This window comes from Burkholderia oklahomensis C6786 (assembly GCF_000959365.1).
Lineage (GTDB): Bacteria > Pseudomonadota > Gammaproteobacteria > Burkholderiales > Burkholderiaceae > Burkholderia > Burkholderia oklahomensis.
The window spans coordinates 708,427-726,546 of record NZ_CP009555.1 but is presented as its reverse complement, the minus strand read 5'-3'; the positions used below and the strand labels follow the sequence as shown (position 1 = coordinate 726,546).

10 protein-coding genes and 7 pseudogenes are annotated in these 18,120 nt (G+C 58.4%); 11 read left to right on the top strand and 6 right to left on the bottom strand.

All coding sequences use genetic code 11. The features are described 5' to 3' along the window. Positions 1–185: 185 nt before the first annotated feature. Complete coding sequence (locus tag BG90_RS03240; RefSeq protein ID WP_099976094.1) at positions 186–1,994, top strand: M66 family metalloprotease; 1,809 nt, start codon at positions 186–188, stop codon at positions 1,992–1,994. Positions 1,995–2,145: 151 nt separating this feature from the next. Here the strand turns inward: BG90_RS03240 and BG90_RS03235 are convergent. Continuing rightward, positions 2,146–2,858 (bottom strand): annotated as a pseudogene (locus BG90_RS03235) (IS6 family transposase). A 103-nt stretch (positions 2,859–2,961) separates the two neighbouring features. On the opposite strand from BG90_RS03235, the gene BG90_RS31725 reads away from it, so the two are divergent. The 7 genes and pseudogenes from BG90_RS31725 to BG90_RS03205 all read left to right on the top strand — a co-directional run. Next, positions 2,962–5,391: a glycoside hydrolase family 65 protein gene (locus tag BG90_RS31725; RefSeq protein ID WP_081464433.1), complete on the top strand. Its 2,430-nt coding sequence runs from the start codon at positions 2,962–2,964 to the stop codon at positions 5,389–5,391. 256 nt (positions 5,392–5,647) lie between these two features. Then, positions 5,648–6,216 (top strand): annotated as a pseudogene (locus BG90_RS31720) (IS5 family transposase); the annotation flags it as partial. 75 nt (positions 6,217–6,291) lie between these two features. Further along, a complete protein-coding gene (tnpA, locus tag BG90_RS03225; RefSeq protein WP_038802864.1) occupies positions 6,292–6,699 on the top strand; it encodes an IS66-like element accessory protein TnpA in 408 nt (135 codons plus the stop codon). Next, positions 6,696–7,028 carry an IS66 family insertion sequence element accessory protein TnpB gene (tnpB, locus tag BG90_RS03220; protein ID WP_038802500.1) on the top strand — a complete coding sequence of 111 codons (333 nt, stop codon included), beginning with the start codon at positions 6,696–6,698 and terminating at the stop codon, positions 7,026–7,028. Before tnpA (BG90_RS03225) ends, tnpB (BG90_RS03220) begins: the two co-directional genes overlap by 4 nt. Before the next feature lie 329 nt (positions 7,029–7,357). Further along, positions 7,358–8,839, top strand: a complete 1,482-nt coding sequence (gene ltrA / locus BG90_RS03215) for a group II intron reverse transcriptase/maturase (protein ID WP_025990543.1) — start codon at positions 7,358–7,360, stop codon at positions 8,837–8,839. 142 nt (positions 8,840–8,981) lie between these two features. Then, the gene (gene tnpC, locus BG90_RS03210) at positions 8,982–10,529 is read left to right on the top strand and encodes an IS66 family transposase (RefSeq protein ID WP_038802501.1); all 1,548 of its coding nucleotides are present in this window, start codon (positions 8,982–8,984) and stop codon (positions 10,527–10,529) included. 143 nt (positions 10,530–10,672) lie between these two features. Beyond that, a pseudogene (locus BG90_RS03205) lies at positions 10,673–11,032 on the top strand (ATP-binding protein); the annotation flags it as partial. Positions 11,033–11,094: 62 nt separating this feature from the next. On the opposite strand, the pseudogene BG90_RS03200 reads toward BG90_RS03205, so the two are convergent. From BG90_RS03200 to BG90_RS31710, 4 genes and pseudogenes are all read right to left on the bottom strand, one after another. Beyond that, positions 11,095–11,865, bottom strand: a pseudogene (locus BG90_RS03200) (transposase); the annotation flags it as partial. A gap of 97 nt (positions 11,866–11,962) precedes the next feature. Further along, positions 11,963–12,316 (bottom strand): IS66 family insertion sequence element accessory protein TnpB, encoded by a 354-nt coding sequence (gene tnpB, locus BG90_RS03195; RefSeq protein ID WP_010112903.1) that lies wholly within the window; start codon positions 12,314–12,316, stop codon positions 11,963–11,965. Beyond that, positions 12,207–12,668, bottom strand: coding sequence for an IS66-like element accessory protein TnpA (gene tnpA / locus BG90_RS31715; RefSeq protein WP_232239066.1), 462 nt, complete (start codon positions 12,666–12,668; stop codon positions 12,207–12,209). Before tnpA (BG90_RS31715) ends, tnpB (BG90_RS03195) begins: the two co-directional genes overlap by 110 nt. Before the next feature lie 242 nt (positions 12,669–12,910). Further along, positions 12,911–14,704, bottom strand: coding sequence for an NPCBM/NEW2 domain-containing protein (locus tag BG90_RS31710; RefSeq protein WP_124072298.1), 1,794 nt, complete (start codon positions 14,702–14,704; stop codon positions 12,911–12,913). A 143-nt stretch (positions 14,705–14,847) separates the two neighbouring features. Between BG90_RS31710 and BG90_RS03185 the strand changes: the two are divergent. After that, positions 14,848–15,080: pseudogene (locus tag BG90_RS03185) on the top strand (integrase core domain-containing protein); the annotation flags it as partial. 240 nt (positions 15,081–15,320) lie between these two features. On the opposite strand, the pseudogene BG90_RS03180 reads toward BG90_RS03185, so the two are convergent. After that, positions 15,321–15,827: pseudogene (locus BG90_RS03180) on the bottom strand (IS5/IS1182 family transposase); the annotation flags it as partial. Positions 15,828–15,890: 63 nt separating this feature from the next. Between BG90_RS03180 and BG90_RS31705 the strand changes: the two are divergent. Together BG90_RS31705 and BG90_RS03165 are read left to right on the top strand one after the other, a co-directional pair. Next, positions 15,891–16,876: pseudogene (locus BG90_RS31705) on the top strand (IS3 family transposase); the annotation flags it as partial. A 186-nt stretch (positions 16,877–17,062) separates the two neighbouring features. Next, the gene (locus BG90_RS03165) at positions 17,063–18,112 is read left to right on the top strand and encodes an IS110 family RNA-guided transposase (RefSeq protein ID WP_038801926.1); all 1,050 of its coding nucleotides are present in this window, start codon (positions 17,063–17,065) and stop codon (positions 18,110–18,112) included. The last annotated feature ends 8 nt before the right edge of the window (positions 18,113–18,120 follow it).

Sequence of the window (18,120 nt, the reverse complement as noted above, 5' to 3'; positions counted from 1 at the left end):
TTCTTGCTTGTTGTTAGTCAAAAACACAGTCGTGTGCCTACCCGCTATTTTAAGTGGGAGACTGTGTCCGGTGATTCAGGGGGCCGCTCCAACTCCCGGCCAACCGCCCTTTTGGTTGCTCTCCCAAAATTTGGGAAACAGTGATTTCCCATTTAACAGTCGGAATTTACTGCGAGAATTTGCCGATGAATCGATCATCTGAATGGAAATGCTTGTCCGCCCTGAGTGGATTGTGCTTGATAGCGCATGGCAGCACCGCCATCGCGCAGTCCGCCCCGACGGGAAAAATCGAATTCGCGCAGACGCACGTCGTACAGCGTACAGGCGGCACTCGACTGGCACCGGTACCGATCATCCATCGTCAAGCCCTATTGCTGTTTACGCCTGACATGTCCGTGCCTGTCGGCGTACAGCCCTATCTTGACGTGAGGAAAGGCACAACGACCGTGTACAGCGCGCCGCTTGTGTCGCCTGCCAACTTGCCTGGCAATCTTGAACGCGGCCTGACCCAGACGAAGCTGCAGTCGTACAGCACGACAGCATGGAGTATCGTGGTGCCGGCCACTGTTGTCGCGCCGCAGTATTCGTTCGGCATTCGTTACGGGAACGGCGCCAGCTTGGATGCGACACCTGTCAAATGGGCACGTCCCGCACGTTTCACAATCGGGCGACTGTCACTGGTATTGTGGCCGACAGCGCAGGATCCGACGACGTCGAAAGTGTCCATCTCGAAGCTGGCTCGCGATTATTTCGACTCGATCCCGGTTAGCACGTTGAATTATTTCGATTACACGCCGCTCAGGCTCGATTACGTGATCCTCCAGGGCAGCAGCCATCCTCCGCGCAAATACACGAAGTTCGCCGACGTTGTCATCGATGGTGCCAGCGACCTATACGGCAAGGTGCTCAAGCCACTCGCGATCCGCGTCAGCCTCGCTAACACCGGGCGCGGCTTGCTAATTCGGGATGCGAAGGGCGCAGTGGTCTATGGAGACTCGTCACCGTACAGTTTCGGCTCATACATCGGCATCGGCTGGTTTTACGATGCGGCGAAAGGCAAGTATCAGGACGCCAACACGTTCGGATACTCTGGCGGCTGGACCGGTTGGGCCGCCACCTGGAATGATCCGGCCGGACAGTGTGGCAACCTGTTCGCGCACGAGCTTGGCCATTCGCTAGGTCTGTCTCATTTTACGACGGGGACCGCCAAGCAATGGGGGATCGCGGACGAATACCCAAACGATGGCGTCAACGGGCGGAACAATCCGTGGGGATTCGACACGATGCGCAACCTGTTCCGTACCTGGTATCGCGTCGACGCGAATGGCCCGGTTCTCGACAGGGCGACCGGCCAGCCGGTGGGCAAGCACGATCCCATGAATGGTGGCGAGGATGGTAACGCGGTCGCGTGCTATCCACAGTTCACGGCCTACCAGGCGATGAAGATGCAGAACTGGCTCGACGCGACACCGACGCTCACCGACGAGAACGGCACACCAGGCGTTTATCGATGGAACAGCACGACGCTACGTTATGACTCGGCCACTGCTGCCGATGGAGCGCTCAGACCTGCAAAGATCGACATACCAGTTGCGACGCTAGTCGGTACGCTAACGGCCAATTTGACCGATGGTACGTCGCAGATCTACCCTCCGCTCTTCGCGAAAAGCGGTAATGTATTTACGCTGCCAAACCCCTTTGGTAGTGGTCTGCCGGCACCGTACACTGATGCGCGTTACTTTGTAAAAATCGCTTATGCCGATGGCTCCGTCGACTATGCACTGATTCCGGATAGAGAGATCACGAACGCGACTCAACTTGATTCGTTCTCGCTGAACCTCGAACTGCAGCGTAATCCGAAGCGCATCCAGCTGTTCCACGCACACAAGGCCTACCCAGCGATCACCGAGCAAGATAGTGATTTGATTTATACGCGTGAAATAAATCCGCCGACGATCGATCAATTGCCTGCGCCCGTTGTTATAGGTTCGTAGTCGGAATAGATGAGCCCCCGCTACCGGAGGTTCGTCTCTCTAACTGAACAAATTCTGGCACTGGTCCCCTGCATCTTGAAATGAATATGGTCGAAGGGCACTGTCGCGTTGAGGCGTTCGCGAGGCAATAGCGGAGAGGACGCGTATTTTCTCAGAAGGAGGACGGATCTTGGATGAGCTCAGTGAAGCGATGCCACGCGGCAAAGTGTGCCGCGAGCTGTTTGCGAAAGAGCGAGGCGCGCAGGAGATGTCGCTTGAGTGCGAAGTGCTGCGGGATCGGGCCAAAGTTCGACAAGAATGCCTACGTGCGCTCAGGAGCGCGGAAACCGCGCATCAGGCGCTCGCGTTCACGCGTGGGCTGATGGCAGTTTTCGGCCCGGTTGTTCACCCGGGCGCTGGCTTTGGCGAAGACGTGCTTGACGTTTGCCAGCTCGTGGATCTCGGCCTTCGTCGCCGGATAGCTGCGCAGTTGATCGGTCACGATCTTGCGCGGCACTTCGGGGCAAGAGGCAAGCACGCGCCTGAAAAACCGCTTGGCTGCAGCCTTGTCGCGACGCTTCTGCAGCAAGATGTTGAGTTCGACGCCGTGCTCGTCGACTGCGCGCCACAGCAGGTACGGCTCGCCACGCAGGGTGAGGAACACCTCGTCGAGATGCCATGTGCTACCCGGCTTGCGGCGCGCCGCTTTCACCCGATGGGCAAAACTCGCGCCGAACTTCTCGCACCAGCGGCGAATCGTCTCGTAGCTGACCGTCACACCGCGCTCGAACAGCAACTCTTCGATGTCGCGCAGGCTGAACTGAAAGCGAAAGTACCAGCGCACCGCATGGCTGATGGCCGCCGCCAGAAACGGTGGCCGTGCATCGTCCGTTGGATACCGTAATGTCGGGAATCTTGCGGAGAGCGCGTCCAGGGTGAGTTTGCCCTAATTATGTAGGAATGCCGAGATAATTGTGAGGAGAGACATATGCATGCCCGTATTGTTGACGGCCGACTGGTGATTTTGGGTTTATTAGCAGCGCTGACAATCAGTCTTGCTGGCTGTGGAGGAGATGATAGCGTGGCTAGTGTGGCACCAACACCTTCGGCCGAGGTGTCGTCGACGACCGCCTCGACGATGGCGGCGCCTGCGGCGGAGCAATGGAGCTTGACCAACACCGGTTACAACGAAACCTATGCCAATCAACCGTTTGTCGGAAACGGCTATATGGGGCTGCGCATTCCGTCGGCGGGGAATGGCTATTGGGTCGGCACACAGGTGCCAGACAACAATACAGGTTGGCCACTCGGTAGCGAGTCAACGCCCTATCCACGCTATACTTCTACACTGATCACTGGTTATTACAGCAATGCCGCGATAGTAGGATTACCTAATTGGTCGCCGCTAATGGTGCGAGATTCGGGGAACGCCTTCGATCCACAAACCATCCAGGCATCCCAACTGTCCGATTACACACAGACAACCGATATGCAAAACGGTCTTGTCACGACATCAGTGACTTGGACCTCTCCGTCTGGCAATCAAGCTAAGCTCGTGTGGACAATGTTTGCCCACCGACAATATATGCATCTCGGGGTGGTGCGCCTGGACATCACGCCGCTCAAGTGGTCCGGGCCGATGAATGTGGACGCCTTTGTGGATTTGCGAGGAATTCGTCAAGCTACAGAGATGTCCTCGCAACGTTGGCAAGATCCAGCGAACAATGGTGCAGAAGCATCTATCGTATCAAATGATACGAATATCAAGGCAACGGTTGCCTTCCGGGTAGTCCCCCCTGCTGGCTTGGCAAGTAGCACCGCACTGAACAACAGCAATCAAAGCGGGTTGAGCTGGTCTTTCTCTCCGACTCTGAACCAAACCTATACTTTCGTGAAATATGTTGGCATTGCTTCTGGTGTTGACTATGATCTCCTCAACCCGCCGGTCGCGCCCGACAACACCACACAGCAAATCAATTTGCTTGCCAGAAATCCGGCTATAGCCGCGCAATCTGGTACATATGGATCTTATGACCAGATTCTGAAAGCGCACGAAGTCACTTGGCAATCCATCTGGCAGAGTGACGTGATCGTTGACGCACAGCATAGCAATTTGCAAGCGATCATTCATTCCTCGGAATATATGTTGTATTCTAATTTACGTGAGGGTGCTCAACATAGCATCGCGCCCGCTGGTCTCACCAGCGACAACTATGCTGGTCACATCTTTTGGGACGCAGAAACTTGGATGTATCCGTATTTGCTGGCCGCACATCCTGAAATGGCAAAAGCAATCGTTGACTACCGATCTAATACGCTGCCGAATGCATTGCTCAATGTGCAACTTGGCGCAATAGATAGTACGTTGGGCTCGTTTTTTCCCTGGGAGGCAACGAACGGTCTGTGGTCGGTCGATAATCAATGGGGCGGCATGGATGAAATCCATCTGCAGGCCGATATTGCGCTGTCTCAATTTCAGTATTATGAAGCAACGGGTGATCAAACTTGGTTGAGAAACCAGGGTTGGCCAGTACTCAGCGCGATTGCAGATTACTACACTGGTCGTGTGACACAGAATAGTGACGGGTCGTATAGCCTGAAAAATGTACATGCTGCCGATGAATTTGCTAATGGAACGAACGATGAAGCGTATTCAAACGGTGGCGCACTGCAAGCAATCGATTTTGCTACCCAAGCTGCCAATATTCTCGGTTACCAACCGCACCCACTCTGGTCAACGGTTTCTGCAAATCTGGTGCAACCGCTGGTTGACACGGATAAGAATATTCATCTGGAGTATGCGGGATTTAATCCCAATGCATCGAACAAGGTGAAACAAGCAGATGTGGTCCTGCTTGCCTATCCAATGGAATACCCGATGTCCAGTCAGATGGGGATCAATGACTTGAATTACTATTCGGCGATCACTGATCCGGGTGGTCCAGCTATGACGAATTCAGTGCAAGCGGTCATTGCCGCGCAATATGGCTTGCCGAGTTTAGATAATTTCTTCCTGGACTCTTATCAGCCGTATCTTCTCGGCCCCTTCAAGAATTTTAATGAAACGAGCTCCCTTGCACCGAGCGGAGGCCAAGGCAATCCGGCGTATACTTTCCTGACCGGTGCGGGCGGCTTCATGCAAACATTCCTCAATGGTCTGGCTGGTTATCGCGTTAGGCAGAACGGTATCTACCTGTCGCCGATTCTGCCTACGGGTGCCATCGAAGGAAGTGCATTGACACAGATGTACCTGAAAGGCATGCATTGGCAGGGGCGTACCTATGATGTCAATGTTCAACCGGGAAATACCACCGTGCTGATCACGAGTGGCCCCGCCGCGCCAGTCTTGACGCCGGAAGGAAATTTCACGGCCAATCCGGGGGTGCCGCTCGTCATCAAAACACGCGCGCCCGCCTAATAATGTAACGGCAAACAGAACTGCAGGCCTGCGCGACCTATAGCTGCGCAGGTCATCGAAGTTGCAGGATCCGCGCAGGCACTGTCACGTTGAAGCATTCGCGAGGCAATAGCGGAGAGGACGCGTATTTTCTCCGAAAGCAGACGGATCTTGGGTGAGCTCAGTGAAGCAGTGCCGCGCGGCAAAGCGTGCGGCGAGCTATTTGCGACAGAGCGAGGCGCGCAAGAGATGTCGCTTGAGTGCGATGTAACCGTCGATTCCGGAGTTTGAGCATTCGCCCAAGGGCTGTCGGCGTCGATCCTTTGACGACCGAGCCGCGTTGAACGGCATTTTGTATGTGCTGCAGACGGGTGTTCCTTGGGAGGATTTGCCTCAAGAGCTTGGCTATGGCAGCGGCATGACATGTTGGCGACGGTTACGCGATCGGCAGGCGGCGGGCGTGTGGGAGAAGTTGCATTTGGCCATGCTGTGGCGCGTGCGCGAACATGACCAAATCGATTGGGGTCGCGCGAGCATCGACGGTGCGAGCTTGCACAGCCCCCGAGAGGCCAGGAAACCGGCCTGAACCCGACCGATCGGGGTAAGTTAGGCAGCAAGCGGCACGTTATCGTCGACGCGCAAGGTATTCCGTCGGCGATTACCTCGACGGGAGCGAATCGTCATGATTCGATGGCTTTCGAGTCGACGTTGGATGCTATTCCGCCCGTGCCGGGCCCCACAGGGCGACCACGCAGGCGTCCGGACAAACTGCATGCCGACAAGGGTTACGACTGCCGTCGATGCCGAAGTGATTTGCGCCGACGCGGCATCACGGCTCGAATCGCCGTAAGCACATCGCGACGGCCATCGTAGACGCCAGCGAGGAGCGACATCAAAGTAGTGCCCATCATTTTCGAATTGATGGACACCACTGTGACGGAGTTGGAAGCCAAGCCGGGTAGCCGCAAGGGCCGTCCGAACCATGATCCCGAGTTTCGACGCCGGCTTGCGGCCGCGGCCTGCGAGCCTGGTGTGTCGGTCGCGAAGCTGGCGCGGGAGAATGGCATCAATGCAAACATGCTGTTCACGCGGCGTCGTCGGTATCGCGCGCAATTGCAGCAGGCTGGAACGACGTCCCTGATCCCGGTGGCGATCGTTCACGAGACACTGCCGGAGCGTGCAGCGATGCTGCCGGAAACACGGGACGTTGGCTATCCGACGCCACAAGCCGGGACGATCGAGATTCGGATCGGCGGGGTGATCGTCAAGGTCGACGGCGTGGTCGATGCCGATACGCTGCGGGCCGTACTGGGGAGCGTGCGGTCGTGATCTCCCTGCGCACGGGTACACGCGTCTGGCTTGTTGCGGGCATCACCGACATGCGCTGCGGCTTCCAGGGGCTTGCCACGAAGGTACAGGCGACGCTCGAGGAGAATCCGTTGTGCGGCCATGTGTTCATCTTCCGCGGACGTCGAGGCGATCTCGTGAAGCTGCTTTGGGCCACCGACGACGGGCTCTGGCTGCTGTCGAAGCGATTGAAACGAGGCCGCTTCATCTGGCCGCAAGCCGATGGCGGCAAGGTCCATCTGACGGCGGCGCAATTGCCGATGTTGCTCGAAGGCATCGATTGGGTGCGACGGGAGACCGTCAAGAGATAGAAGGTGAAAGTCCTTTACGATGAAGAACTAGCGAATCACATCGACCCCGAGTGATGCGGGGGCACTCGCGAGGGTGTCACCGAAGCGTTGACAGGGGCGCACGTAGGCCAGCCATTGAGCGACGAAAGACTTCCCAATCGGAGTGCTGATGCTTTCCAGTCAGCAGAAGGCAATACGTCCCACCGCGATATCGCGAGCGGCGGGCGGCTCCGCGTCGTCTGTAGACCCTGGCATGCGTGTACGTCTCTTGAGCGGGAACCGCGAGATCTCCGGATTGCCCTCGCCAGCCGGGCGATGGGCCGCATGGTGAAGGCTGGGAGCCGTAGACCATGATGCACGGTCCGGAGAAGTCAGACTCGCTTGTAGTACCAGGGAAGCCGGCGAACAAAGCGGCGTCAGCCGCAGCGGAGCTGGTGAAGGGAAGGAGCGGGACCGAAGGGAATGCGATGATGCAAAGCATGGTCCGGACGCAGAGCCGGGAAGCCGTGTCACAGGCGCAGAGTCGCATACGGGAAGCTGTCAACAGAAACAGGAAGGAGAAACTGACAGCGCTCCTGCATCACATTGACGTTGACGTCCTGCGCGCGGGCTTCCTGTCGTTAAAGAAGAGCGCATCAGCGGGCGTTGACCAGATGACGTGGGGCATGTATGAGGCAACACTTGAAGAGAATCTCCAGTGTCTGCATCGACGGCTCCACGCAGGGGCATATCGGGCGTTGCCTTCGCGGCGGGTGTACATACCCAAGGCGGATGGCAAACAACGGCCGCTCGGCATCGCCGCCATGGAAGACAAAATCGTCCAGGCGGCGACGGTCATGATCCTCACGCCGATATACGAGGCGGAGTTTCTGGGTTTTAGCTATGGATTCCGGCCCGGACGCAGCCAGCATGATGCGTTGGATGCTCTGGCGTACGGAATCAAGGGACGCAATATCTGGTGGATCCTCGATGCTGATATTAGCCGCTTCTTTGACACGATCAACCACGAATGGCTGGTCCGGTTTCTGGAGCACCGTATCGGCGACCGAAGGATAATTCGCCTTATCCAGAAATGGCTGAAGGCGGGCGTGCTGGAACAGGGCGAGCGGATCGATACATTGCAGGGGACGCCGCAGGGAGCGGTCATATCGCCGCTGCTTGCGAATATCTATCTGCATTACGTGTACGACCTGTGGGTCCAGTCGTGGCGGAACCGTCATGCGACTGCCGACATGATCGTCGTCCGCTACGCGGACGACACCATTGTTGGTTTCCAGTATGTATCAGATGCCAACGCATTTCTGAACGAGTTGCGAGAACGGCTGGCGAAGTTTGGGCTGAGCCTGCATCCGGAGAAGACGCGGCTGATCGCGTTTGGACGCTTCGTTGCCAAGCGGCGCGCGGCGCAAGGGCTGTCGAAGCCCGAGACCTTCGACTTCCTCGGCTTCACGCACATCTGCGGGAAGAAGCGAGGGGGTAAAGGGTTCCAGCTCTGGAGAAAGACGAAGCGCAAACGTAAGACCGAGACGGTCAAGCGAATCGCGACAGAACTGCGGCACATGAGGTCAAGTCCTATCGACGAGCAAGGCCGGTGGCTGGCTCAGGTACTGCGAGGGCATTACACCTACTTTGCGGTGCCAACCAATCTTCAGGCTGTTCGTGCTGTTCGCCACCTGGTCAAGATTCGCTGGTATCTCAGTCTCCTGAGGCGGAGCCAGCGACGGCGGCTGACGTGGCGGCGCATGAACGTGATCGTTGAAAAGTACCTGCCCATGCCGCGTGTCCAGCATCCATGGCCAGAGCAACGTTTCCTTGTCAAACACCGACGGTAGGAGCCGGATGCCTTAATTGGGCACGTCCGGATCTGTGCGGGGGGCGTTCCGAGAGGAACGTCCCTACCGCGATCGACAGCCGCGACGCACCGCTGCGCTGTCGATGTTGTAAACCGCGAGGAAGGCTCGTAAACTGCGCCGCATGTCGAACGGCGCCGAACTTCCTGACGATGTTGAAACGCTGCGAGCCTTGCTGGTCGAGGCCCGTGCCCAGCTTGCCGAGCGTGATCTCGAGATCGAGCAGCTCAAGGCACAGATCGACAAACTCAAGCGCATGCAGTTCGGGCGCAAGTCCGAGCAGTTGGACCGGGAGGTCGCGCGGCTCGAAACCGCGCTCGAAGATCTGACGGGTGAGCGTGGCGTCGCGGATGTGCGACGCGCCCGCCAAGCGAGTGCGGGCACGCCTGCCGGCGACGCGTCGCCGAAGGAAGCGCTACCGCCGCATCTGCCACGCGAAGAACGCGTGCTGGAAGCTGACGCGACCTGCCCGAAGTGCGGCAGCGCGATGCAGCCGCTCGGAGAGGACGTGTCCGAGCAACTTGCCCGGGTCGCGGCGGCGTTCAAGGTGATTCGCACGATCCGGCGCAAGACGATCTGTCCGTGCGGCCACCACGTCTCGCAACCGCCCATGCCCGGCCTGCCGATCACGCGCAGCATTGCTCATCCGAGCCTGCTGGCCGACATTCTGGTGTCGAAGTACGCAGATCATGCGCCGCTGTACCGACAATCGGAAATCGCGGCGCGCGACGGGGTGACGCTTGACCGCGCCAGCATGGGGCGCTGGGTCGGTCAGTGTGAAGCGCTCTGCCGCCCGCTGACCGACGCGCTGTGCCGGTACACGATGGCGGGCACGAAGCTGCACGCGGACGACACGCCGATCCCCGTGCTCGCGCCAGGCAACAAGAAGACGAAGACCGGGCGACTCTGGGTGTACGTGCGCGACGACCGCCGTTCGGGCTCGAAGGAGCCGGCGGCGGTGGGGTTTGCCTACTCGCCGGACCCCAAGGGCATCCATCCGCAGTCCCATCTGGCCGGATTCGAAGGCATCCTGCAAGCCGATGCCTACGGCGGCTTCGACGAGTTGTACGTAAGTGGCAAGATCCGCGAGGCTGCTTGTTGGGACCACGCGCGGAGAAAGTACTACGAAATCCACGCGAGCACACCGACGGACGAGACCCAGAAACTGCTCGAGATGATCGGCGAGTTCTACGGCATTGAAACCGACATCCGCGGCAAGCCGCCCGATGAACGGCAGCGCGTGCGGCGTGAGAAAAGCAAGCCGCTGCTGGACGCCTTCGAAGCGAGAATCCGGGCCAAGCTCGCGACGCTGTCGCGCAAGTCGGAGCTGGCCGGCGCGATCCAGTACTCGCTGAATCACTGGACTGCGCTGACGCTGTTCTGCGAGGATGGGCAAGCCGAGATCAGCAACGCGTTGGCAGAAAACGCCCTGCGTTGCGTGAGCCTCGGGAGAAAGAACTTCCTGTTCGCTGGTTCCGACAGCGGGGGCGAGCGGGCTGCCGCGATGTACAGCTTGATTGGGACGTGCAAACTCAATGGCATCAACCCGCGCGCCTATCTGGAATACGTCCTGACCCACATCGCTGATCACGTCATCACCCGCGTCGACGAACTGCTGCCTTGGAATGTGGTCGACAAGCTGACGTCGGTCAGCTCGCATGGCACTGCCTGACTGCTTCATAGATCCAGAAAGATCGTGCCCATGATCCACGATCGTGGGCACGATCTCACGTGATCCTCACGGAACTCCCCAAGCTCTCACATCATGCCCCATGCGCGCGCGAATATGGAACTGGTCGCGCCGAGCCGCTTACGTTGATCGTCGACGAGATCGGCTACCTGCCCATCGGCTCCAACGGCGGCAATCTGTTCTTCCAACTCGTCAACGCCTGCTACGAGCGCTGCGCGATCATCCTGACGTCCAATCGCAGCTTCGGTGAATGGGGCGAAGTGTTCGGTGGCAGCGTGGTGGCCGCGGCGCTGCTCGACCGCCTGCTGCATCACGCGATCGTCGTGCAGTTCGAAGGCACATCGTATCGCCTGCGAGAACACGCCGATCTGTTGCCCGACCATCTACGCAACCGGCCGTCTTCCCTGAATCCCGCGCCCGCTGAGCCGGTTCGTCGGCGCCCGGGCCGTCCTCGAAGGAGCCCATCCGATCATGTCGCCGGCTGATCACCGTCCCAACAGGGTGGGGAATTTTACTTCGACACTTCTGGGGAAATTACGTCCGACGTTGACAACCGTCTCTTATGCAGTGCGTCGTACAGCCTGCCGTAGTGCAGCTCGCTGGGCCGGATGATCCAGTTCGCCAGCGTGCCGCGACTGACCGGGACGCTCGAGCGTGCCAGCACATCCGCCATCCGGTACAACGGCGTACCGTCGACGTACTTCCCGGTCGTGACGGTGGCAATCATCGCCGCGCTCGCGTGGCTACCCGGCAGCGGTTGTGTCGGCATGGGAGCAAGCACGATTGGCGTGCGTTCGGCGTGGGTCTCGCAATGCCGGCACGCGTATTTGAAGCGGGCATTCTGGAGAACCGTGACCTTGACTTCGTAGTGCAACTGCTCGCTCACGTCTTCGCCGATGCGGTGCAGCGTCTTACCGCAACACGTACAGGTCTTCTGATCCTCGGGCAGATCGTATTCGACATGCTCGCGCGGCAGGTGCGCCGGCAATGGCTTGCGGCCGCATTGGCCAGGCACGGGGTCGACGTCCGGCGGTCCCGTATCGGGCAGTGCGGGCGCGTCGTCATCCTCTTCGGCCGGCTCGGTTTCGGCGATCTGCTCGGCCTCGTTGAACAGGCGGTCACGGCGCTTCTCGCTCTTCGGCGCGAAGCGCCGGGCCAACGCGAGACGATACTGTTCTTCAAGCGCCTCGATGCGCTTGGTCAGTTCGTCAATCGTCGCATCGCGATCGGCGAGGCGCTGCGTGTCAGCAACCGCGAGCGCCTCCAGTTCGTGGATGTAGGCCTTGGCGGCCGGCGGCAACTGGAAAGGATCTTTCATGCGCTTCACGATAGCCAAGCGCGACACCGCAAAGGTTGACGGGAATTTGTAACAACCGTGCCGGCCGTTGTTTGTCGGCAACAACCGTCTCGGCGCCTCAGTCCACGTGGACGTACTGCCGCTTGGGATGGCGGCGCATCGCATCGACATCGACCCCGTCGAGCAGCAGGTGAAGTTGCTCGGTCGTCAGCTCGACCACCGCTTGCTGACGACGAGGCCAAACGAAACGGTCCGCCTCGAGCCGTTTCAACATCGGCCAGAAACCGGCTCGGTCATAGAGCAAAAGCTTCATGCGATCACGTTTCCGGTTGTGGAACGCGAAGACAGCTCGCGCTAGCGGGTCAAGCTGCATCGACTGCTCGACCATCGTCACCAGCATGTTCAACCCGGCACGGAAGTCGATCGGCTCGCGGTGCAGGTAGACTCGCAGGTCCGTGTCGAAGCGGAACATTACCGTCCCCCAAGGCCTTGACCATCGCCACCAACAACGAGGCATCATTGCCAGCGCACTGCAATTCCAGCGTTACACCGTTGGGCAGTCGCGCCGACAGACGCGCCGGTGGTGGCACTTCCGTAGCGGGCAACTCCGGCAATGTCGACTGTGGCGGCTGAGCCTGAGCATGTGGGTCGCGAATCTCCGCAGCCGGAACGAAGGCAGTCAACTCGCTTCCCGGAACACCACCACCTTGCTGCTCCGCCTTGTGCGCCTTGATCCAGCGCCACAACTGATTCGTGTTGACCTGCGCTCGGATCGCCATGCTGGCAACCGATACCCCAGGCTCAAGGCAAGCCTCAATCAGCATTTGCTTGCCTTCCCAGTCGTAGCTGCGCGTCCCGTTGACGCCCACAGGTCCAGCAGATAGTCGCCGAGCCGGTTGTGATGTACTCGCGCCGGTGAGCGACAGCACCTTGAGCGCGTCGGCGTCGTAGGGTGGCACTTTTCCTAGGGCTCCTTCAGTTTGTGCGACTTCCATTGCACGTGGGGTGAGCTCAGCGGAACATCAGACCCAGCGTTGCCCTGAGAGCGCCGGGTCTGGCGTGCATATTATTGGCACGTCACCATAGGGGAAACCCAATCCGCATAATCGAACCAATTGCTGTTATCAGCCGGACGAGCAATCAAGCGCAAGACGGACACACTCGTCACATCAGCTGTGAGTGTTGCTGCAGAAGCACCGGGCTTCATCGTGTCGCTTTGCGTCAGTAGGCGGCCATCTCCCCATACCTGGAAGACGATGTTGCCATGGCCATTGGTGTTGCTCTTGCTGTTGAAGTAGTCGTCGACACCAACCTGCGCTGTGAACGACGTACAGAAGCCGTTCAGACGGAATCCGATCTGTGACGGAGCATTGGTTCCGAATCCAGTCTTGTAGGCCACACCCGCGATGCTGAGTGGTGTGCCATCGCCCTGTGCTGCCTCACCATTCGACATATTGATTTCGACGGGACCATAACTGTTTGCGGCATAGATCCGTGTGGCGTTGACCAGTGACGAACTGCCGGTCGGTAAACTGTTTTCGGTACCAGTCACTTTCAGCATGATCACGCCATTCGCGGGCACCGAGGCCGTATATTGATCCATCGTAGTGCCGAGATCGGCCTGCGCCCAGAGATCCCGTATCTGCGCTGCACCACTGCTCAACCCGAGATCGGTCCACTTGACAGTGATATTCGCTGCGGTACCGGTCTGGTTTAGCAATGCCACCGCACGCTGCCCGTTCGCATACAGCGGCTTGCTCCACACCTGAAGGCCGGTGATGTCCTGATGTACCATTGCGGCTTGCATGTTCAGCGGATCTTGACTAACAGCAATCACGTCCGAGTTCGTGAGGATCGCCAGCGTCGACGCACTGGCTTTTTGCACGTCGGTGCCTATGATGAGCGGGCTGCCCATGATGGCCCACATGCTCATGTTGACGCGATTCTGATCGTCGTTTGCCAGGTTGCCGACTTCGAGCATGTCCATGTCGTTCCAATAGCCCGGCATCGCGTAGCCGATCAGGTTGTTCGATGCATTGATTTCTGACAGCAGCGAGCTAAACGAATTGCGGACGTCGGGCGCTACGCGAGCGGTATGCGCTATCTGATCGACACTTGAACCGTTCGTGCCAGGGTAATCCAGATTGATCGAATAAAAAATATTTCTACCGGTCGCCGCAAGGGCATCGCGCATCGTGGAAAACGTTGCGCGATCGCTCGGTCCATTGCAGTGATCGTATTTAACGTAGTCGACGCCCCACGCTGCGAACGTTTCCGCATCGAGCGCTTCATATTCCACGCTACCCGTTCCGTAATCAGATCGATATTTATCCCAAATTACTGCGCATGTCTCGGTATTGCCTGCTTGATAGATGCCGAGCTTTAGACCTTTGTTATGAACATAGTCTGCCAGCGCCTTGATGCCACTCGGGAAGGTAGTCGGGTTGCTGATAAGTTGTCCGGTTGTCGCATCCCGACCGCCCATCCAGCAGTCGTCTAGGTTGATATATTGGTAGCCTGCGTCTTTCAGGCCTGATGATACGATTGCATCAGCTTCGGCCTTGATAAGCGCCTCAGATACGTCACAACGGAAGGTATTCCAAGCATTCCAGCCCATTGGCACAGTTTTGGGTGCCGGGAGACTGCCATTGCCGTTTACATCGATTACCTTGTAAATCGCTGGAAAAGGATCAGGCGACGGTGCTGCAGCCGATGCTGGAATCGAAGCAGCAGGTGTGCTCACCGGAACCGAAGCGGAGGCTCGCGTGGCAGCGGATGTGCCGGCTGCGCCTGATTGAACCGAGTTTGTATCATCACCACCACAGCCAGAAAGCACCTGGACTGCAAACAACCAAAACATGACACGTCGGCAGACACGAGAACAGCTAACCATGTGTATTTCCCCATATGATTAGTTTTACTACATAATACTATCCAAAATAAGGCATCAAGGAGGCGGGCACAAGGTTTCGGCATCTCATCCAGATGTTGGGAGGCGACCATCGCACGCGCAGCGTCGCCTGCGAGTTTGGCCTGGAGCCATTGAACACGCCTGTGCACTCGCCGAGGAGCAACGGCACGGCTGAGTCGTTCGTGAAGACCATGAAGCTCGATCACATTGCCTTTATGGACAAGCCTGATGTGCGAGCGGCGCTCTCGCATCTGACCCATGCCCTCTCGAGCAATACAACGAGCGCCACCCGCATAAAGTACTGAAATATCGCTCGTTTTGGTAGCTTCGGCGAGCCGCAGCATCATTAACCTAACGGTACCCGCGTGCCCTGAGTTACAGGGTCTTTTGCGACGTTTCGTGTGGACGCAAAAGTGCCAACTACAACTCCCTCGGCCCCACCGCTGCGAAGCGAGGGCGGTGACGTATTTATTACGGTCTACGATTACGCTTCAATTATTTCTAGCGAAACACTACGTGGCTAATAAGTCGGCCCTGAACAATTCGATTTGTCGCGCAGCTGAAGCTAGACCGCCGACGGCGAAGCGGTTTTGAAGCTGAACAACGCGACGAGAATCACGGCGTAAAAAAACCGCAGCTTGCGCAAGATCATCCGCAGGTTGTGACCGGCGCCGCACAGCACCGCATGCATTGCATCGCCGAGCGCACCTTTGAGCCAATTGCGATCGAGTTTTCCGTCCGCCTTCATGTGTCCGATGGCTGGCTCGATCGCGCTTCGCCGCCGGATCATCGCGCGCAAGCCTCGGGTGATGCCGCGTCGCAAGCCAGGGTGATAGACCTTCACACCGTCAATGGCGACGCCCTTGTAGCCGCGATCGACGACGGCGATCTCCGGCTGGATGTCGCTCAAGATCGCGGCCTGCTCCAACGCTTCGGCCAACGTGTGCCCGTCGTACGGATTGCCCGGCATCGAGCGCGCTCCGACTACCAGACCTTCCTTGTGCGTCGTCGTGATCGACACCTTCACGCCGAACTCGTACGGCTTACGCGCTTTGCCTTTCGCCAAGCACTTGTAGTGGTCTAATGAATCCGGACACTGATTTAGGCGAAAATGTTCGCCATGAAGAGGTGTCTGATGAGCAAGCAACGACGTACGTTTTCCCCGGAGTTCAAACGGCAAGCCGCCTGCCTAGTGCTCGACCAGGGCTATAGCCATATGGAGGCGAGTCGCTCAGTCGGCGTCGGCGAGACGGTACTGCGTCGCTGGGTGCACCAGCTTCAAATGGAACGCCAGGGCGTCACGCCGCAGGGCAAGGCAATCACGGCGGATCAACAGCGTATTCAGGAACTCGAGGCGCGTATCGAACGCCTCGAGCGTGAGAAAGCCATTTTAAAAAAGGCTACCGCGCTCTTGATGTCGGAAGGCATCGAACGTATGAAGTAATTGATCAGATTGGCGCAAGCGAATCGATCGAACTGATCTGCGCGGTATTCGACGTATCACGTTCCTGCCTGTATGCGTACCGTGAGCGCACCCAGCGCATTGACGCTGAGCGCATGGCACTGCGTAGCCGGATACACGAACTGTTCGTCGAGAGCCGAAGCTCTGCCGGCAGCCGCAGCATCATGGGCATGATGCGCGAGGAAGGTACGGTGATTGGCCGCTTCAAGGTCAGCCGCTTGATGGAAGAACTTGGACTGATCTGCAAGCAGCCGGGTCGCCATGCCTACAAGCAGGCCACGGTCGAGCGGATCGATATCCCGAACCATCTCAATCGTGAATTCGAGGTTGGCGCGCCGAATCAGGTTTGGTGTGGTGACATTACGTATGTCTGGGCGCAGGGCCGTTGGCATTATCTGGCCGTGGTACTCGATCTATTCACGCGTCGGGTGGTCGGCTGGGCGTTCTCGACACGCCCGGATGCCGATCTGGTCGTGCAGGCACTGGAGATGGCCTATGAGCAACGTGGTCGACCGCAAGGCGTGCTGTTTCACTCGGATCAAGGCGGCCAGTATGCAAGCCGGAAATTCCGTCAGCGCCTGTGGCGCTATCGGATTCAGCAGAGCATGAGCCGCCGTGGAAATTGCTGGGACACTCAGTCCAAAATACGTCTTGAACGTCGGCCCGATCTGACTCGTGCTGGGACTGGCCGAGCTGCCTTTGAGTTGACCTGTCGATCGGGTTCCGGCGTTCCCCGAGCGTTGCTGGGCTCACCGTCTGTGACCTGATAGGAGCTTTGTACTGCACCGTGAGTGTCCTGTCCTGCGAGTGGGGTTGGCGATGCGCCCACTACAACGGATATACGCATGGAACAGAACGAAGTAATTCTGGGCGTTGATACGCATCTGGATACGCACGCCGGGGCTGTGATTAGCGGCGCAGGCCGGCTTCTCGGAACGCTGTCTGTAACAACCGACACAGCGGGGTATCTCGACCTGCTGACATGGGCGAATTCGTTCGGTCAATTACGTCGTGCCGGGGTTGAAGGGACCGGCACCTACGGTGCGGGCTTGGCCCGCGTGCTGCGCGATCATGAGATCGAGGTCCTTGAGGTCAATCGTCCCGATCGCGCGATGCGCCGCTCCCGAGGGAAGTCCGATCCCACTGATGCCGAAAACGCCGCGCGTGCGGTCCTCGCCGGAAGGGCCACTGCTATTCCTAAGGAACAGTCCGGTGCCGCCGAGGCGATGCGCGCCGTCTCCGTCGCGAGGCGCAGTGCGGTCAAGGCAAAGACGCAGGCTATCAATCAGTTACGAGCTTTACTCGTAAGCGCTCCCCAGGAAATTCGTGAGCGTCTTCTGAAAGTGAAGACAGCAGAATGCGTTGAGGGTTGCGCCCGTCTTCGCTCGTTGGGCAAAACGCCAGTATTGCAAACGCTCACGACCACACTGCGTTTGCTGGCGAAGCGTTGGCTGATGCTGGCAGAGGAGCTCAACGCACTCGACACAATGCTTGACAGCCTTACCAGCCAGCATGCCAGGCGAGTTCGCGAACGATTCGGCGTCGGCCAGCAGACCGCTGCAGTATTGGTTTCCGTCGCGGGCGACAATCCCGAACGACTGAAAAGTGAATCGGCGCTAGCGGCACTTTGTGGCACAAGTCCATTGCAGGCGTCGTCCGGCAAGACGGTCCGGCATCGTTTGAACCGAGGTGGTGACCGGTCGGCGAACAACGCCTTATGGACCATTGCTATGGTTCGGATGCGCAGCGATCCACGTACCCGTGCCTATGTCGATCGACGGACGAAGGAAGGCATGTCGAACAAGGAAATCCACCGCTGCCTGAAACGCTATATCGTCCGGGAGTTGTACCCGCTCATTCTGGCCGATCTTGCCGATTCGACGGCCGCCGCTTGACATAGGAG

What these genes read in the sequence shown, in the direction of transcription:
- BG90_RS03240 (WP_099976094.1), top strand. Translation starts at nt 186, where the DNA reads ATGAATCGATCATCTGAATGGAAATGCTTGTCCGCCCTGAGTGGATTG.
- BG90_RS31725 (WP_081464433.1), top strand. Translation starts at nt 2,962, where the DNA reads ATGCATGCCCGTATTGTTGACGGCCGACTGGTGATTTTGGGTTTATTA.
- tnpA (WP_038802864.1), top strand. Translation starts at nt 6,292, where the DNA reads ATGGACACCACTGTGACGGAGTTGGAAGCCAAGCCGGGTAGCCGCAAG.
- ltrA (WP_025990543.1), top strand. Translation starts at nt 7,358, where the DNA reads ATGATGCACGGTCCGGAGAAGTCAGACTCGCTTGTAGTACCAGGGAAG.
- tnpC (WP_038802501.1), top strand. Translation starts at nt 8,982, where the DNA reads ATGTCGAACGGCGCCGAACTTCCTGACGATGTTGAAACGCTGCGAGCC.
- tnpB (WP_010112903.1), bottom strand. Translation starts at nt 12,316, where the DNA reads ATGTTCCGCTTCGACACGGACCTGCGAGTCTACCTGCACCGCGAGCCG.
- tnpA (WP_232239066.1), bottom strand. Translation starts at nt 12,668, where the DNA reads ATGCTGATTGAGGCTTGCCTTGAGCCTGGGGTATCGGTTGCCAGCATG.
- BG90_RS31710 (WP_124072298.1), bottom strand. Translation starts at nt 14,704, where the DNA reads ATGTTTTGGTTGTTTGCAGTCCAGGTGCTTTCTGGCTGTGGTGGTGAT.
- BG90_RS03165 (WP_038801926.1), top strand. Translation starts at nt 17,063, where the DNA reads ATGGAACAGAACGAAGTAATTCTGGGCGTTGATACGCATCTGGATACG.